The sequence below is a fragment of the Glutamicibacter sp. AGC84 genome (assembly GCF_053543575.1).
In genome coordinates, this window is sequence record NZ_JBLVOC010000017.1 from 8,853 (window position 1) to 24,566 (window position 15,714).

Genomic DNA, 15,714 nt, shown 5'->3' on the forward strand with positions numbered 1-15,714 from the left:
CCATCACTGCTTTAAGCGTGTTTTCTATGCGGTCTGCTCGACCGTTTCCTGGCGGAACCGAAGCTTCAGGCCGCCTTCGGTGCTCTGCCACCAGGAAGATACGACAAGCACCGGGCCCTCTGAAGGCTTCATGCGGTACGCGAGCAGCACCATCTGGGCATCCACTTCCCGGGCCGCAAGGACCTGCACCGCACCGGTACTGGGCAGGCTCGCCCCGGATTCCAGCATGGCCCGGACCGTGGCCACATCCAGCAGGCCGCCATGGCGAGTCACTTCCTGGTAGCCCGGATGCAGGAAGTCGTTGAGTTCCGCGAAACTGGTGCGGATCTGCGGGTCGAGGAAACCTTGTTCCAGTTCGAAGACGGTGGCCGCGATGTCCACGCCGGGTTCCGGTGCGGCGGCGGGTTGTCCGCCGGGTGCCAGCACGGCATCTTCAGCCGCTGGAGCTTTGGAAGCCGCTGGGCCGCCGACTGCGGTGTAGCCCGGTCCGGCCTCTACTGCAGAGCCCTGCTGGTGCGCGGTCGCAGCCGCACGCGCATGGCCGTCAGCAGCTTCATTCAGCTCATGTCCGGCATGGCCCTTGACCCACTCGAAGGTGTACTTGCGCCCGGCAATGGCCCGGTCAAGTTCCTTGAGGATGTCCTGGTTCAAGACCGGTTTGCCGTCGGCCTTTTTCCAGCCCTTCTTCTTCCAACCCGGCATCCACTTGCTGATGCAGTTGATCGCATACTGCGAATCGCACAGGATCCTGAGTTCTTCTTCTGGCAGGTGCTCGGTGGCCCGGAAGAGTTCGAGCACCGCTTGGAGCTCCCCCATGTTGTTGGTTCCGTGGTCCCAACCGCCAGCGGCCCAGTTGTCCTGGTCCACGTACCAGGCCCAACCTGCCGGTCCGGGGTTTCCTAGGGCTGATCCATCCGCAGCTGCAATGATCGTCATGCTTTAATCCTGCCACGTTGACGCCCGCACTCGGTTCCATGCATTGGGCCATGTCGCCAGCGAATACTTGCACAATGGATCACAGCATCCAGCCAGGTCCATGCCTAGGATTGGGATGTGAAGAAAATCCTGCCTGTACTGGCCACCCTGGTTCTGGTCCTGTCCGCATGCGCTGGCCCCTCGGTTGACGAGCTGCGCCAACTCGATCCCCAGGGCCATACCGCCTGCGTGCATTTTGGCGGGGGCTTGGTTGACCCCGAGGGCATCGGCGCAACGAATATGCAGAAAGCCGCTGATCATGGGGCGAAGGCCTCCACCGAACAGATCAGCGCTGCGGTGGCCGCCGATGAATCCGGGGATCCCCAAATTACTGACTTGTCCGCTTTCCAGGAAGCTTGCGAGGGGCAAGGCTTCGATTTCGAATAGGACAGATCGGCCCAGGACCCCTCGAAATAGCGGGCTCCTGAGCCGATCCGCGGCGGATCGCCAGCGCTCCTAGGCGGGGTACAACGGGTTGTGCCCGGCTTGGACCCGCTCGTCAGCCCGGACTTCGCCCGGTGCTGTACCGTTCAGGAACGGACCGCTCTCGGCCAGCTCATCTCGGCCCGGCGCTTCGAGCCAGTTCGCCAACTCCGGCCCCTTCGGGATGATCCTGGTCGGGTTGATGTCCTCATGCACCACGTAGTAGTGCGCCTTGATCTGCTCGAAGTCGATGGTGTCGCCGAAACCCGGGGTCTGGAACAAGTCCCGCGCATAGCCCCAGAGGTTCGGCATGTCGATGAGCTTGTTGCGGTTGGCCTTGAAGTGGCCATGATAGACCGGGTCGAATCGCACCAGCGTGGTGAACAGCCGGACATCGGCCTCGGTGATGTGATCACCCATCAGGAAGCGGCGGGTGCCCAGCCGATCTTCGAGGTAGTCCAAGGTGGCGAATAACCGGTCGTAGGCATCGTTGTAGGCCTGCTGGTCCCCGGCGAACCCGGCACGGTAGACGCCGTTGTTGACCTCGGTGAAAATCCGCTTGATCAGCGGAAGCATCTCATCGAGCTGGTCCTGCGCAATGAGGTCCGGGGCGCCTTCCCGGTGGAACTCCTTCCACTGCGTGGACATGTCCCAGGTGATCTGCGGGTAGTCATTGGTGACAACCGCACCGGTGGGGATATCGACGATTGCCGGCACGGTGATGCCGCGTGGATAGTCGGCAAAGCGCTTGAAGTAGTTCTCCTGGACCCGCTCGGTACCCAGGACAGGGTCCTTGCCCCCGGGGTCCAGGTCAAAGGTCCAGCTGCGTGCGTCGTGGGTTGGGCCGGGCAGTCCGACGGACAGCGCGTCTTCCAAGCCCAGCAGGCGGCGAACGATCAGGGTGCGGTTGGCCCAGGGGCACGCGCGGGCTGCGACCAGATGGTAGCGGCCAGCTTCCACCGGCCAAAGCCGGGACCCGTCCGAAAGCCCCGCGTTGGGATGCCCGATCTTGCTGTGGCTGTTTCCCTCGCCATAGTGCTCGGCGCTGGCATCAGCGACGATGCGGTCCTGGATGTAGTTGGTGTCCCGGGTGAATTCTCCGCCGGTGACGTAGGCGCCCTTGGTCGAATATTCCTCGCTCATCGCATTCCTTCCAAAGAATTTTGAAGTCCCGTGCATAAACCATTCACCTCGAGACTATGGCAGTTGGGCAGGTATGGAAATGGCGCAATGCACTTTTCCACTCCCCCGCCGATTTCAACCCTGTCTAGGCGTTGACCGTGGCGCCTTCGCGCACGGTGCGCATCGCCTTGCTCCAGGCGAGCACCTGTTCAAGCATGGGCTGCACGCTGTTGGCCGACCGTTCGGTCGGAGCGAAAGCCGAGAAGTTCTCGAAGTCGGAGAATAGCGAGAACATGCCGGTCTTCTGCACGTGGGCGATCTGCAGTTCCGAGAGGATCCCGCGCAGGTGCTCCACGGCACGCGAGCCCATGGCGGAGCCGTATCCGACCATGCCGGCGGCCTTGTTGTTCAGTTCTGCATTCAGGTAGCTCAGTGCGTTGGCCAATGCAGGCTGGACGGAGTGGTTGTACTCGCCAACAATGAAAATGTATCCATCGAATTCGCTCATCTTGGCGGCGAAGGCCTTGGTGTGCCCGTTCTGGTAGTTCTGGTAGGCGGCCGGGAACGGCTCGTCGAGCATCGGCAGGTTGAAATCGACGATGTCCACCAGCTCGTAGTCGGCACCGCCGAACTCCTGCGCCCTGGCCAGCACCCATTGGGCGACGCCCTGGTTGACACGTCCTGGACGGGTGGAACCGGTAACGATAGCGATCTTCGACAAGTTGCTCTCCTTGGAGTTCTCCGGCCAACAATTTAGTTGACACGTCATCTTCTCTTGCTAAATTCCACTATACAGGAGATGATTGATGCGTCAACAATATTTTGAATGTCCCCCATGGGGACAACATGGTTAGGAAAGAGAATGAAGAGCGAAGAGACCCGCTGGCTCACCGACAGCGAGCAGGACCTCTGGCGCACCATACGCGAGTTCCTCTGGCAGTTCCCCAGCGGCATGGATCGCCAGCTGCTGCGCGATTCGAACATGCTCTCCGGTGAATACTCGGTGCTGGCTGTGCTTTCGGAAACAACCGAACCAAGTCTACGCCCGGCCGACGTGGCGACCGCATTGCGCTGGGACCGCTCGCGCCTCTCCCACCTGCTGCGCCGCATGGAAGCCAAGGGCCTGGTCAGCCGCTGCTCAGATGAGACCGACCGCCGCGGGCACCAGATTACGCTCACCGCCCAGGGGCGCAAGACCATTGAGGAAGCCGCGCCAACCCACGTGAGCTTCGTGCGTGAAACCATTTTCGATTCCCTGAGCCCTTCCGAACGCACGGCATTGGAATCGGCACTGCCGAAGATCCTGGCCTCGCTGGAAAAGCAGGGACTGAAAGCTGGCCAGTGCTAGCTGGCCCTTTCGGCCAGTTCGCTCTTGGCTACCAGCTGGGCGAATTGCCCGCCAAGCTGGACCAGCTCGTCAAAAGTTCCCGCTTCGGCAATCCGGCCAGCTTCTAGCACGACGATGCGGTCCGCTCGCATCACGGTGCTCAACCGGTGCGCGATCAGCAAGGTGGTTCGCCCCAGTGCGAGCTCGTCCAGCGCCCGCTGCACCAAAGCTTCGGTGACCGTATCCAGGGCACTGGTCGCCTCATCGAGCACCAGGACCTTGGGTTTGCGCAGCATGGTGCGGGCAATGGCCAGCCGCTGCTGCTCGCCACCGGAGAAACGGTGGCCGCGCTGCCCCACCTGGGTTTCCAGGCCCTGCGGCAGGCTGCGGACCAGCTGCGCAATCTGCGCGGCTTCCAGCGCCTGCCAGAGCTCTTCCTCGGTGGCCTGGGGCGCTGCCCACAGGAGGTTCTCCCGAATCGAAGCATGCAGCAGGTAGCTTTCCTGGGCAACGACGGAGACCGCCTGGGCGATGCCTTCAGGGTCGAATTCCTTCAGGTCAATGCCGTCGAGCAATACCTGGCCCTCGGTAGGGTCAAGCAGCCGGGGCAGCAAGGACCCCAGGGTGGACTTTCCCGAACCGGTGGAACCGACAACCGCGGTCATTGTTCCCGCCTCCAGGGTCAAATCCAGCTGTTCCAGGGTGGCGCGGTCCGCCTCGGGGTAGCGGAAGCTGACATTGCGCAATTGCACTTCGCCACGCAGCTTCCCGGGTTCGACCGCTCGCGGCCGCTGGGGTACCGGCAGCGCCTGGTCCGTATCCAGGTATTCGAAGACGCGGCTGAACAAGGCCAAGGCCGAGACCCACTGGACCGAAATCTGCATCATGCCCATGACCGGACGGAAGATTCCGGCCTGCAGCCCGGTAAAGGCCACCAAGGTGCCGATGCTCATCCCCTGCCCGGTGGCGGGCAGCCCCGCCACGATGTACAGCACCGCGGGGATGGCCGCGAAAATGATGCTCATCGTGGCCATGCGCCAACGCCCGGCCAAAGCGCTTTTCATTTCCAGGTCGATGAGCTTGTGGCTGGACTCTCCGAAGGCCGCCGCATCAGCGGCTCCAGTGCCCATGATCTTGGCCAAACGGACCCCCGAGATGCTCAGGCGCTCGTCGATCAGCGAAGCCAGGTTCGACATCTCGCGCTGGCGCTTTCCTGTCACGGCGCGGCGCAGTTTCGCGGTTTGCTTGGCAAGCAGCACCGCTGGCGGCAGCACGACCAATGAGATCAAGCTCAGTTTCCACGAGATCGCCACCATCGCGCAGGCGGTGGCCACAACGGTGGTCAGGTTCGAGGCAATGCTCGTGGCCGAATTGGTAATCACCGATTGCATCTGCCCCACGTCGTTGACCAGGCGCGACTGCACGTCCCCTGAGCGCGAGTTGGTGAAGAATCCCAGGGATTGCTTCTGCAGGTGCGTGAACAGCCCGGTCCGCAGGCCATGCATGACGCGTTGGCCCATCAGGGTAGCCCGCCAGGTCTGGACGACTTCCAGAATCGCGGTAGCCAGGGAGATCAGCACCAGTCCCCCGGCACCCAAGAGCAGCAATCGGATATTGCTGTTGGGAATCGCGTCATCAATGAGTTCGCGGATGATGAACGGCTGGGCCAGGCCGATGACCGACGCTGCCACGATCAGCGCCATGACCGCAATCACCGATCCCAGATGGGGCCGGAAGAGCGCGGCGATGCGCGCCAGGGACACCGGATGCTCGGTGAGCCGCTGCTTGTCCCGGGCGGCGTTGCCGGACCGTCCTTGCCCGCCACCGCCCGGATGCGGCCCCGGCATTCCCATTGCACTCATGGACTCCCCCTCTACCTCTGGATTTCTCAAGTCCAGAATAACAGAGGGAACCTCACTATGTGGTTGCATCTTGAAATTGTTCCCAGAAACACACTATCCTTGAACATATGCAGAACGAAGAGCCCAAGCCTGACTTGGCAGATCTTTTCCTCCACGCTTCACGCATGCTTCGCGGCAGATGGAGGGACAGCTTGACTCCCCTGGGCATCACTCCGCACCAATCGAGGGTGCTGACCTTGCTGTCCCGGGCCGATAGGATCGGGCTGCGCAACTCGCAGCTCGCGGAACAGCTGCACATCGCCGCGCGCTCGACCACCGAGGTAGTCGACCAGCTGGAAGCCAAGGAGCTTGTCGTGCGCACCCCCGATCCGGCCGATCGCCGCGCCACGTTGATTGCGCTCAGTGCCACGGGCCGCGCCCAGCTCGGCGAGCTCGCCGAACTGCGCCGTTCGAGCATGGACGGCTATTTCGACAAGCTCGGCGACGAGGACCGTGCCGAACTCACACGGCTGCTGGCAATCCTGGACCGCGAGAACCCGCGGCCGGTGCGCGGCGCTTGCAAGAACCCGGCGAAAGAGAACTAGCTGCCAGCTAGCGGATAGAACCCGAGGCCCCGGCATATGCGTGCCGGGGCCTCGGGCGCTGGTTGCCGCTGCCCGCTAGTTCTCGGTCTTCCCGCGGCGCCAGTAGCCCATGAAGGCTACCTGCTTGCGGTCCACGCCGGCATCGCGCACCAGATAACGGCGCATTTCCTTGACCGTGCCGGCTTCACCGGCAATCCAGGCGTAGAACGGTGCGGAATTTTCCTGGCCCGTCTCCCACAGGATGTCCGCATCAACATCGATATCTTCCGGCTCGGCGTTGGTATGGACCACGCCGGCTGCTGGAATCGCGACTACCTGGCGCAATGCCGACTGCAGCAATTCACCATGCTCATGGCTGCCACGGGTCAGCCACTGCACCGAGACGCCGGAGCGGGTGGAGGCACCGAGGATATCCGTGGTCTCCGGGACCTCGATCAGCGCATGGCCGGTGACGTTGGAGGGCAAGGCTTCGAGGATGGCGCAAATCGCCGGGGCGGCGGTTTCGTCACCGGCCAGCACCACGCGGGTTGCCTCGCCGCGGCGGAACTCGATGCCGCCGTAGCTGGAGTCGTTCAGGGTCTTGTTCGGGCCCAGCAGCAACAGCTGGTCGCCCACCTTGGCCCGGTCGCCGAACTCCGTAGCCGGCCCGCCCTGGAGCTGGCCGTCAACCATGTGCCCGTGCATCACGAAGTCGATATCCAGCTCGGCCGTGGCCCCGATATTGTCCCGGTGCCCGGCTTCGCGGAAGGCCCGCACGGTGTAGGTGCGCATGTGGCCGCGGGTATCGGGATCAATCGACAACCAGCGCTTGTACCAGCCCTGCTGCTCGGCAGGACTGGTCATCGCCCCGGGTCGCATCGAGGCGATCTCGTCGGTCAACGCAGTACCGCCGGCCGGTGGCAGCAAGAGCTTGATGCGCATATCCAGCGGGTGGCTGTTGGTGCCGAAGTACTCCAGGTCCTCGCCGCTGACGGTCACCCGGCGGAAGGATGGCGCGAGCTGCTGGCTATTGACCACCGTGGTGTCAAAGGCCAACGTCGGCACATGCTCATGGGCCGGGCGCTCCGATTGCGGATCAAGGGCGGCGGCCGCTTGGGCAGCTTGCTTCACATTTGCCGCCTGCTTCACCGCAGTTTTCTTCGCAGAAGCATCGGTACGGAAAATGCCCTGGGAAGCCAGCACCTGCTCGGTGCGCAGCACCCGGTGGCGGCCAATGGGCAGCACCAGCGGAGTGCCGCCCACCGGGTCGGGGATCACGCGGCTGGGCATGCCGAAAACATCCTTGACGGTCTTTTCGGTGACCACATCGTTGGGATGGCCGGCAGCGTAGATCTTGCCGTGGCGCAGCGCCACCAGGTAGTCGGCGTAGCGGGCGGCCAGGTTCAAATCGTGCAGCACGATCACGACCGTGATCCCGCGGCTGCGGTTCAGCTCGCTGACCACATCCAGGACTTCGAGCTGGTGCGCCACGTCCAGGAAGGTGGTCGGCTCGTCGAGCAGCAGCAGGTCGGTCTCCTGCGCCAGGGCCATGGCGATCCAGACGCGCTGGCGCTGACCGCCGGAGAGCTCGTCCACCGAGCGGTCGGCCAGCTCGGTGGTGCCGGTCAGCTCCATGGCGCGATTAACCGCTGTCTCGTCCTCGGCAGAGAAGCGCTTGAACAGGCCCTGGTGCGGGTAGCGGCCGCGGCTGATCAGCTCGCGGGCGGTGATGCCGTCCGGAGCGGTGGGCGATTGCGGCAGCAAGCCCAGGGTCTTGGCGACTTCCTTGGCCGGCTTGGAGTGGATATCCGCCCCGTCCAGGAGCACCTGGCCCCCGGCTGGCTTGAGCAGCCGCGACAGTGCGCGCAGCAGGGTGGACTTGCCGCAACCGTTGGCCCCGACGACGATGCTCACCTGCCCGGCAGGGATATCCAGCGACAGCTCGTCGACGATGGTGACCTTGTCATAGGCCAGGGTCAGATCGCTTGCCTGCAAAGTGGCCATGGGTTATGCCCCGCTTCCAGTTGAGTTTGCGCGCACCAGAATCCAAATCAGGAAGGGTGCACCGAATGCGCCGGTGATAACGCCCACCGGCAGCGAAAGATCCGCGAACAGGTTCGCGGCAAAGAAATTGGCGACAGTCACCAGCGTTGCCCCGGTCAGGCCGGAAAGCAGGATGTTGATCGGGCCGCGGGTCAGCGCGGCAGTAATCGGGCCGGCCAGGAAGGCAACGAACGCCATCGGCCCGGTGACGGCAATCGGCAAGGCGCCCATGGCCACAGCAACAAAGACCAAGATCGCCCGGGCCCAGCCCACGTGCAGCCCCAGGGCCGCCGCGGTGTCCTCGCCCAGCTCCAGCATTTTCAGTTGGCGAAGCACCAGGGGCAGCAACAGGATGCCGATGGCGCCAAGGGACGCCAAAAGCAGCATTGCATTCTCCCAGTTGCTCGAGGCCAGCGAGCCGGTCAGCCAGTGCATCACATCGCTGGCCGTATTCACCTGCGCCTGGGTCAGCAGGTACTGGATCAGCGCCTGGAGCATCGCGCCGATGGCCAGGCCCGCCAGGATCAGCCGGGGACCGGTCCGCTTGCCCGAGGCCGAGAGCCAGTAGATCAATGCAGCGACCAGCAGCCCGCCGGCCAGTGCGAAGGCGTTGAGCTTCCAGTCGGCATAGCCAAGGGTGATCATCGCGAAAACCGCGGCCGCCGATGCGCCGTAGCCCACGCCGATCACGTCGGGACTGGCCAGCGGGTTGCCCAGCCAGCGCTGGAACAAGGCACCGGAAATGCCCAGGCCGGCACCGGCCAGGGCACCGACCGCAATGCGCGGCAGGCGGTCGGACATGATGATGAAACTGGTGCCCGGCACCTTTTCACCGCTGAGCACCTGGAAGACTTCGGCAGCTGGAAGGCGGTCCCGCCCCCAGAACAGGTAGGCCGCCACGGCGAGCACCAGGGCCAGGGCCATCCACAATGCGGTGCGGCGCACCCGGGATCTGCGGCGGGCTGCCAGCGCCGGTGCGGCTTTCGAGGCCGGGGCCGTCGCCGGTCCGGCCGTTTCCGTGGTGCTGCGGGGTTGGGTCATGTTCGCTGCTGTCATTTCGCTCGTGCTCACAGGCTCACCGACTTCATGCCGCTGCGCATCATGATGATGAAGATCGGTCCACCCAGCATGGCGCACATGACGCCTACTTGGATCTCGCTGGGCGGGGCGATGATTCGTCCCACCGTATCAGCCAGCAAGAGCAGGATCGGCCCGGCGATCAGGCTCGCTGGCATCAGCCAGCGGTAGTCGGAACCGACCAGCAAGCGCACGGCATGCGGGATCATCAGGCCGACGAAGGCGATGGGCCCGGCCACGGCGGTGGCGGTGCCAGCAAGAATGACCACCCCGATGGAGCCGATCAGCCGGGCGCGGTTCAAGTTGAAGCCCAAGGCGATCGCGGTGTCATCGCCCATGGACACTGCATTGGATACCTTGGCGGTGGACAGCACGATCAGTGCGCCGGCGGCCACCACGGGAATGGCCCCGAGGAAGGTGTCGATGCCGCTGCTGGATAACGTGCCGATCTGCCACATGCGGAAACGGTCCATGGTGGCATCGGAAATCATCAGGATCGCATTGGTAATCGCGCCCACGCCCACAGCCATGGCGGCACCGCCCAGCGCAAGCTTAATGGGCGTGGCGCCTTCACGGCCCACGTTGGCCACGAGATAAACCAGGGCCATCACCCCAGCAGCGCCGAGGAAGGCGGCCACCATGATTCCAGCCAGGGAGCTGACGCCCAAGAAGGCGATCGCCAGCACCACGGCCATGGAGGATCCGGCGTTCAAGCCCAGGATCCCGGTATCGGCCAGCGGGTTGCGGGTCAGCCCCTGCAATCCGGCGCCAGCCAAACCCAGGGCAGCGCCACCCACGATGGCTCCGACAGTGCGGGCGAAGCGGGACGCAACCACGCCCTGGTCGCCATTGGACGGGTCGAAATTCCAGATGGCATCGATCACGGTGCCCATCGAGACGTTTCGCGCGCCCAGCAGCAGCGAAGCGAACAGCGCCAGCCCGAGCAACAGGGCAAGGAGCAGCAAGGCGCCGAGCTTCCGGCCGGCTTTTGGCGACTTGGCCCCCGGTGCTTGGCGCGTAATACTTTCAGTCGCGGTCATTGGTTCCTACACTCATTGCTATGGCTCTTCTTCCCTTGCCCACTATTATCACTCCAGGCATCGGCCTGCTTCGCGCGCAGAACCCTTCTGAAATGACGTTGGACGGGACTAATTCCTATCTGCTGTTCGACCCTGCAGTGGATGAACTTCTTCCTGGAACTCCGGTCGTCCTGATTGATCCGGGCCCTGAGCTCGAGGACCATCTGCAGGCGCTGGCGGCCTTCGACATCCAACTGGTGCTCATTACCCATCGGCATGCCGATCACACGGGAGGCATCGATGCGCTCTACGGGATGACCGGTGCGCCGGTGCGTGCCACGCTGGAGCAGTACTGCCGAGATGCCCCGGTCTTCACCGATGGCGAAACGATCAGCGCCGCCGGCGCCAGCATCCAGGTGGTCTTCACCCCTGGCCACACCTCGGACTCGGTGTGCTTCATCCGCCAGGGCGGGGCTGCCCACTTGTTCACCGGGGATACGGTGCTGGGCCGGGGCACCACCATCTTGGAACACCCGGACGGCACATTGGCCGACTACCTGGATTCCCTGCAGCGGCTGCTCGCGCTGCCCGATATGGCTTTGCATCCGGCGCACGGCGAGCAGCATGATTCCTCGCATCCGCTGCTGCAGATGTACATCAAGCATCGGCATGCGCGGCTGGACCAGGTGCGTGCGGCTTTGCAGAAACTCGGCAAGGCCGGGGTCCACACGCAGCCAGCTGAATTGCTGGAGCATGTCTACCCCGACCTCGATGCGCGCTTGGTGGGCGCAGCTACCCATTCCCTGGAAGCCCAATTGCACTATCTGTCAGTGAATCCCTAGCCGGAGCTACTTCGCGGCCGCTGCGTTGTCAGCAGCCTTGACGATGCCTGGAACTACGTTATCCAGTGCCCATTCGATGGACAGCGGCGAAGCCGCGGAGATCGCCAGGGTTGCTTCATCGGTGCCTGGCAGCGCCACGGCATCGTTCTTCGCGGCAGGGATCTGGCCGTAGAGCGGCTGGCCCTTGACGACATCTTCCATGGTGTTGCCCGCAACAGCCGAAGCGAAGACGATGTCCGAATCCCACTCATTGACCTTTTCCGGGGAAACGGTGAAGAAGAAGGTGTCCTTGGCGGCGTTCTTCTGCACGTACTCGGCCTGGGTCATGCCCAGTGCGCTCAGGAAGCGCGGGCGGGTGTCGCCTTCGGAGTAGATGTAGGCGGTATCCGGCGCGGACAGGTCAGCGGCGATGAAGGTGGTGTCCTTCAGCGCTGGGTTGTCTTCGCCGACCTTGGCCAGCTTGCCTTCGATCTCTTCGATCAGGGCGTCGGCTTCTTCTTCCTTGCCCAGCATCTGGCCGGCAACTTCGGTGACCTGTTCCCAGCTGGTCAGGTAGTTAGGCTCGATGGGGCCAACGACCGGAGCGATTTCCTGCAGCTTCTCGTACTGCTCCTTCTTCAACCCCGAGTATGGAGCGAAGATGACTTGGGGCTTGCTGGCGGCGATGCCGGTGTAGTCGATGTCATCGCCCACCTTGTACTGCACGGGCGCCTTCTCGGAGCCGATGGAAGCGCCCTGCTCTTCCAGAGCGGCGTCCTTCCAAGCGGTGGAGTTGTTCTCGTTCATGCCGTAGGTGTCGGTGTCCATGCCGACCGGCACGGTATCCAGAGCCAGCAGGGTATCTGCGTTGACCCACGAGATGGTCGCAATGCGTTCCGGGACTTTTTCGATCGTGGTTTCACCATAGATGTTCTCGATGGTGACCGGAGTGAAGTCTTCTGCGGCCTTGGCTGAAGTGTCAGCCGACGGATCCGCTGAGTTGCTCGACGCGCCGCAGGCGGTCAGGCCCAAGGCGAGGATGGCAGTTGAAGCGGCGAAAATTCCGGCGCGACGTGAATTTTTCATGGGTCGGTGATTCCAGACTATGCGAGGTTCTGTCAACGTTTTGTTTAGCTAGGTTAGGCATGCCTATCCGGGCCGTATGCCACGATACGCGTTTCTCTGCGCATTACGCAACACGAAACATCCCTAATCACCGGCCCTGAAGTGACCCTAACCAAATCGGGCGGTTTTTTCGGTGGGCTGACCAGAGACTTTATTCTCTAGTTGCTAGCAGCTTCCGCGGATCAGCCACCAAAATTGCTCCCCGCACCAGCAGCAAGCCGAGTAACACGGAGACAATTACCGTGATGACCGTCAGCGGCTTGAGCAGGATGGCGGCCCCGGCCAGGGGCAGCACGAGCACCGTGGAGGCGATGGCGAAACCGATCGAGGCAGCCAGCGCCGGGATCATGATCGACTTGGTGCGCGCGGCGTTCATCGTTTCGTAGGGCATGCCCAACCGGTTCAGCCCGCGATACAGCTCAGCGCGATCCAGGGTACTGGCGCTTTGGGAGATCGCCGCCGAAGCGGCCACGCAGATGAAGCTGATCGCCAAGGTCACCAGCACGCCGGTGGTGACATCGGCCGGCACATGCTCCAGCCAGGTGCCCTGATCGAGTTCGCTTCCGGTCAGCTCCATCAAGGCGGCCCCGCTGCCGCCCACCACCGCGACGAACGAAGCCATGGCAACCCCGGATACCTGGCGCCAGGATTCGGCAGGGCTTTCCAGGATCATGCGGGCTGCCAGCAGCTCTTGCGGAGTTCTGGCCTTGCGCAGCTTGGCCTTGCCCACCTTCGCCACCAGATACGGACCGACCAGGTTCATCACCAGCAGGCCGAAGCCGAAACCGCCAACCACCACTGCGATGATCGCGGCGATGGACTGCACGAACTGGCCCATGTTGGAGAACACCATGTACAGCACCAGAATGCCGGCAAGGGTGATCACCGCGCGCAGCCAGCTGGGGGTGGGCACCGTGCTGCGGGTTGCCACCGCCAACGGGGTGATCACCAATTTGCGCAAGCCGGCAGCTGCACTGCCTGCCGAGAGGAGCACGACAGCGACTACTGCTATCGCCAGCACCCACAGCGGCAAATAGATGGCCGAACCGATCGGCGCACCTTGGAACGGAATCAGCGAAGCCAATGGTGCGGCCAGGAGGTAGAGCACGATTCCGGCGAGTGCGCCGGCCAACGCCGTGCCGGCGGCTTGCAGCACGGCCACGAGGCCGATCTGCGCCCCGGTCGCGCCGAGCAAGCGCAAGGACGACAGGGCGCGGTCATTGGACCGCGCGGAGAGCCGGGCAGCGGCCGATCCCAGCACCAGCAATGGGACTACCAGAAGCACCACGGCGAAGGCTGCCAATGGCAGGTACATCCCCTGGGCCGCGGATTCGAAACTGGTAAAGGAGTAGGCGCCTCCCAGCACGATCAGCAGGATCGCGCTGACCATGGCGTAGGCGCTGGCGGTCAGGATCAGTGGTGCCAGCCGGGACTTCGCCGGCCGGCCAAGCATCCATGACAGGTGCAGGATATTCACTTCTGGGCACCGCCATCCACGGTGGCCGATGGGTGCAGACTGTCGCTGATCAGCTGGCCGTCCTGCAGCTGCACTACACGGTCGCAGCGCGCGGCGACATTGGGATCATGGGTCACCATCACCAGGGATTTTCCGGCACCGACGGTGCATTGCAGCAAGATCTCCAGCACTTCGAAGCCCGTGGTTGAATCCAGCGCGCCGGTAGGTTCATCGGCAAAGACCACCATCGCCCCGGTGACCTGCGCGCGGGCAATGGCTACTCGTTGCTGCTGCCCGCCGGAGAGCTGGCCGATGCGGCGTTGCTCCATTCCTGCCAGGCCCAGTTCCGCCAGGGCCGCCCCGGCACTGGAAATGGCGGCGTTGCGTGGCACGCCGTTGATCATCAAGGCCATGGCCACATTCTCTTCGGCAGTGAGCTCGGGAATCAGCAGTCCGGATTGGAAGACGAAGCCGAAGGATTCACGGCGCAGCCTGGTGCGCGCCTTATCCTTGAGCCCCTGGATATCCACCGGTGCACGGCCCGGGAAGTTCAGCATGATGCTGCCGGCGTCGGGAAGTTCAATACCGGCCAAGGCGTGCAGCAGCGTGGATTTTCCGGAACCCGAGGGGCCCATGATGGCAAGGGACTGGCCCAGTGAAATCTGCAGATCGACGCCGTTCAGTGCAGTGGTGGAACCGAAGCTGCGGTAGAGTCCGTGAGCGGCGAGTACGGGAGGATGGCCAAGGGAATTTTCAAGCATGACCCAATGTTTTCAACAAATGGCACCCGCGCACATCAGCGCAGGGTTCCAAGTAGCCTCCGGCCAGGCTCATCCCCCGGTAGGAGCAGCCGGCAGCTGGTTCACGACGACAGCAGGAGCAGTAGGCAACAGATGAAGCTGGAACTGTATACGCAACCATTCTGCGCACCGTGCGTGCGCACGCGGCTGGCTGTCGCCCGCGTGCAGGAACTGCTGCCCGCGTTGGAGGTCGAAGAGATCAATGTCGTGGAGCAGGTTGAGCGCGGCGAGGAAATGGGAATCACCAGCACCCCGGTCATTCGGCTATTGCAGGAAGGCACGGAGAAATTCCGTGCCAGCCAGACACCGACTATCAATCAGCTGTTGACCGCTATCGCTGAAGCCAGCGACTAGTCTCACGCCAGCTCGAAGCCCAAGGTGCACGGTTCTTGCCCATTCATGGGGAAGAATAGGTCAAGTGATTACTGTGCCCGGCGTCCAACATGAATGCTTCGAACGTGTTCTAGCCGACTCTTCCAACCGCATTGAGTGGCTCCGCGCACGGGCCCAGGGCATCACCGCAACGGACGTGGCCAAGTTGTCCACCGAGAAGTCCATCAAGAACGCCGCATGGGACAAGCTCTACGGCAATGGCTTCTCCGGCAATCCCTACACCGATCACGGGCGCAAGCGCGAACCGGTCATCGCTGCCTGGGTCCAAGAGAATTTCAATATTTTCCCCTCCTCCCAGCTCTTCCACTCGCAGCATTCGAGACTCCATCTGGCGACTCCCGATGGCTTGGGTTTCGATGCATCGGGAGTTCCGGTTTTGGCTGAAATCAAGACCACCAACAAGCCCTTCAAGAAGATCCCCAAGAGCTACCTGCGCCAGGTGCTCTGGCAGCAGCATGTGATCGGGGCCGAACGCACGTTGTTCGTTTGGGAAGAGCACGATAATTTCGTGCCGGTGCGCGCGGTTCCCGAATACCTTTGGGTGGAACGTGACGATGACTTGATCCAGGATCTCATCGGCAAGGCCGAGTCGCTCATCTCGGCATTGTGCGAAGCGACGGCCCGCCAGGAGCGCTACAACGACTACGGACCCGCTGCGTTGCGGCTCTAGGTCCCCGGAAACGGCAAAAGCCGCTGATCCCAGTTCAC

The 15,714-nt window shown here is 63.2% G+C and carries 16 protein-coding genes; 6 read left to right on the forward strand and 10 right to left on the reverse strand.

Annotated elements, in window-relative coordinates; genetic code table 11:
* Positions 1-24: 24 nt before the first annotated feature.
* On the reverse strand, positions 25-936 hold the full coding sequence (locus ACNPN0_RS11760; RefSeq protein ID WP_388025221.1) for an RNase H family protein: 912 nt from the start codon (positions 934-936) through the stop codon (positions 25-27).
* Positions 937-1,053: 117 nt separating this feature from the next.
* Here ACNPN0_RS11760 and ACNPN0_RS11765 point away from each other — a divergent pair, with 117 nt between their 5' ends.
* Positions 1,054-1,362, forward strand: a complete 309-nt coding sequence (locus ACNPN0_RS11765) for a hypothetical protein (protein ID WP_388025222.1) — start codon at positions 1,054-1,056, stop codon at positions 1,360-1,362.
* A gap of 69 nt (positions 1,363-1,431) precedes the next feature.
* On the opposite strand, the gene ACNPN0_RS11770 is transcribed toward ACNPN0_RS11765, so the two are convergent.
* Positions 1,432-2,541, reverse strand: a complete 1,110-nt coding sequence (locus tag ACNPN0_RS11770; protein ID WP_332731741.1) for a glutathione S-transferase family protein — start codon at positions 2,539-2,541, stop codon at positions 1,432-1,434.
* Between the two features lie 124 nt (positions 2,542-2,665).
* The gene (locus ACNPN0_RS11775; RefSeq protein ID WP_133834851.1) at positions 2,666-3,241 is read right to left on the reverse strand and encodes an NADPH-dependent FMN reductase; all 576 of its coding nucleotides are present in this window, start codon (positions 3,239-3,241) and stop codon (positions 2,666-2,668) included.
* Between the two features lie 141 nt (positions 3,242-3,382).
* Here ACNPN0_RS11775 and ACNPN0_RS11780 point away from each other — a divergent pair, with 141 nt between their 5' ends.
* Entirely contained in the window at positions 3,383-3,868 is a 486-nt protein-coding gene (locus ACNPN0_RS11780; RefSeq protein WP_388025224.1) for a MarR family winged helix-turn-helix transcriptional regulator, read from the forward strand.
* Here the strand turns inward: ACNPN0_RS11780 and ACNPN0_RS11785 are convergent.
* Positions 3,865-5,709, reverse strand: a complete 1,845-nt coding sequence (locus ACNPN0_RS11785; protein WP_105659083.1) for an ABC transporter ATP-binding protein — start codon at positions 5,707-5,709, stop codon at positions 3,865-3,867. The genes ACNPN0_RS11780 and ACNPN0_RS11785 overlap by 4 nt on opposite strands.
* A 191-nt stretch (positions 5,710-5,900) precedes the next feature.
* Here ACNPN0_RS11785 and ACNPN0_RS11790 point away from each other — a divergent pair, with 191 nt between their 5' ends.
* Positions 5,901-6,293: a MarR family winged helix-turn-helix transcriptional regulator gene (locus tag ACNPN0_RS11790; RefSeq protein WP_181148955.1), complete on the forward strand. Its 393-nt coding sequence runs from the start codon at positions 5,901-5,903 to the stop codon at positions 6,291-6,293.
* Between the two features lie 75 nt (positions 6,294-6,368).
* Here the strand turns inward: ACNPN0_RS11790 and ACNPN0_RS11795 are convergent, their stop codons facing one another.
* Genes ACNPN0_RS11795 through ACNPN0_RS11805 form a run of 3 tightly spaced genes read right to left on the reverse strand, consistent with a single transcriptional unit; the run spans position 6,369 to position 10,432 of the window.
* On the reverse strand, positions 6,369-8,276 hold the full coding sequence (locus tag ACNPN0_RS11795) for an SIP domain-containing protein (RefSeq protein ID WP_388025225.1): 1,908 nt from the start codon (positions 8,274-8,276) through the stop codon (positions 6,369-6,371).
* 3 nt (positions 8,277-8,279) lie between these two features.
* Positions 8,280-9,356, reverse strand: coding sequence for a FecCD family ABC transporter permease (locus ACNPN0_RS11800; RefSeq protein ID WP_332728383.1), 1,077 nt, complete (start codon positions 9,354-9,356; stop codon positions 8,280-8,282).
* A gap of 26 nt (positions 9,357-9,382) precedes the next feature.
* Positions 9,383-10,432: a FecCD family ABC transporter permease gene (locus ACNPN0_RS11805; RefSeq protein WP_448937916.1), complete on the reverse strand. Its 1,050-nt coding sequence runs from the start codon at positions 10,430-10,432 to the stop codon at positions 9,383-9,385.
* A 20-nt stretch (positions 10,433-10,452) separates the two neighbouring features.
* On the opposite strand from ACNPN0_RS11805, the gene ACNPN0_RS11810 reads away from it, so the two are divergent.
* A complete protein-coding gene (locus ACNPN0_RS11810) occupies positions 10,453-11,253 on the forward strand; it encodes an MBL fold metallo-hydrolase (protein WP_448937915.1) in 801 nt (266 codons plus the stop codon).
* A 6-nt stretch (positions 11,254-11,259) separates the two neighbouring features.
* Here the strand turns inward: ACNPN0_RS11810 and ACNPN0_RS11815 are convergent, their stop codons facing one another.
* From ACNPN0_RS11815 to ACNPN0_RS11825, 3 genes are all read right to left on the reverse strand, one after another.
* The gene (locus tag ACNPN0_RS11815; RefSeq protein WP_133834855.1) at positions 11,260-12,318 is read right to left on the reverse strand and encodes an ABC transporter substrate-binding protein; all 1,059 of its coding nucleotides are present in this window, start codon (positions 12,316-12,318) and stop codon (positions 11,260-11,262) included.
* A 190-nt stretch (positions 12,319-12,508) separates the two neighbouring features.
* Entirely contained in the window at positions 12,509-13,834 is a 1,326-nt protein-coding gene (locus tag ACNPN0_RS11820) for an FtsX-like permease family protein (RefSeq protein ID WP_133834856.1), read from the reverse strand.
* Positions 13,831-14,574, reverse strand: a complete 744-nt coding sequence (locus tag ACNPN0_RS11825) for an ABC transporter ATP-binding protein (RefSeq protein ID WP_332489111.1) — start codon at positions 14,572-14,574, stop codon at positions 13,831-13,833. The genes ACNPN0_RS11820 and ACNPN0_RS11825 overlap by 4 nt, the downstream gene beginning before the upstream one ends.
* A 132-nt stretch (positions 14,575-14,706) precedes the next feature.
* Here ACNPN0_RS11825 and ACNPN0_RS11830 point away from each other — a divergent pair, with 132 nt between their 5' ends.
* Together ACNPN0_RS11830 and ACNPN0_RS11835 are read left to right on the forward strand one after the other, a co-directional pair.
* A complete protein-coding gene (locus ACNPN0_RS11830) occupies positions 14,707-14,967 on the forward strand; it encodes a glutaredoxin family protein (protein ID WP_133834858.1) in 261 nt (86 codons plus the stop codon).
* Positions 14,968-15,031: 64 nt separating this feature from the next.
* Positions 15,032-15,676: a YqaJ viral recombinase family protein gene (locus ACNPN0_RS11835; RefSeq protein ID WP_448937914.1), complete on the forward strand. Its 645-nt coding sequence runs from the start codon at positions 15,032-15,034 to the stop codon at positions 15,674-15,676.
* Positions 15,677-15,714: the final 38 nt, after the last annotated feature.

Bases quoted from the DNA above. Each gene is read 5' to 3' on its own strand.
- ACNPN0_RS11825 (WP_332489111.1), bottom strand. From the start codon at position 14,574: ATGCTTGAAAATTCCCTTGGCCATCCTCCCGTACTCGCCGCTCACGGA.
- ACNPN0_RS11770 (WP_332731741.1), bottom strand. From the start codon at position 2,541: ATGAGCGAGGAATATTCGACCAAGGGCGCCTACGTCACCGGCGGAGAA.
- ACNPN0_RS11800 (WP_332728383.1), bottom strand. From the start codon at position 9,356: ATGACCCAACCCCGCAGCACCACGGAAACGGCCGGACCGGCGACGGCC.
- ACNPN0_RS11830 (WP_133834858.1), top strand. From the start codon at position 14,707: ATGAAGCTGGAACTGTATACGCAACCATTCTGCGCACCGTGCGTGCGC.
- ACNPN0_RS11805 (WP_448937916.1), bottom strand. From the start codon at position 10,432: ATGACCGCGACTGAAAGTATTACGCGCCAAGCACCGGGGGCCAAGTCG.
- ACNPN0_RS11780 (WP_388025224.1), top strand. From the start codon at position 3,383: ATGAAGAGCGAAGAGACCCGCTGGCTCACCGACAGCGAGCAGGACCTC.
- ACNPN0_RS11795 (WP_388025225.1), bottom strand. From the start codon at position 8,276: ATGGCCACTTTGCAGGCAAGCGATCTGACCCTGGCCTATGACAAGGTC.
- ACNPN0_RS11815 (WP_133834855.1), bottom strand. From the start codon at position 12,318: ATGAAAAATTCACGTCGCGCCGGAATTTTCGCCGCTTCAACTGCCATC.
- ACNPN0_RS11785 (WP_105659083.1), bottom strand. From the start codon at position 5,709: ATGAGTGCAATGGGAATGCCGGGGCCGCATCCGGGCGGTGGCGGGCAA.
- ACNPN0_RS11810 (WP_448937915.1), top strand. From the start codon at position 10,453: ATGGCTCTTCTTCCCTTGCCCACTATTATCACTCCAGGCATCGGCCTG.
- ACNPN0_RS11760 (WP_388025221.1), bottom strand. From the start codon at position 936: ATGACGATCATTGCAGCTGCGGATGGATCAGCCCTAGGAAACCCCGGA.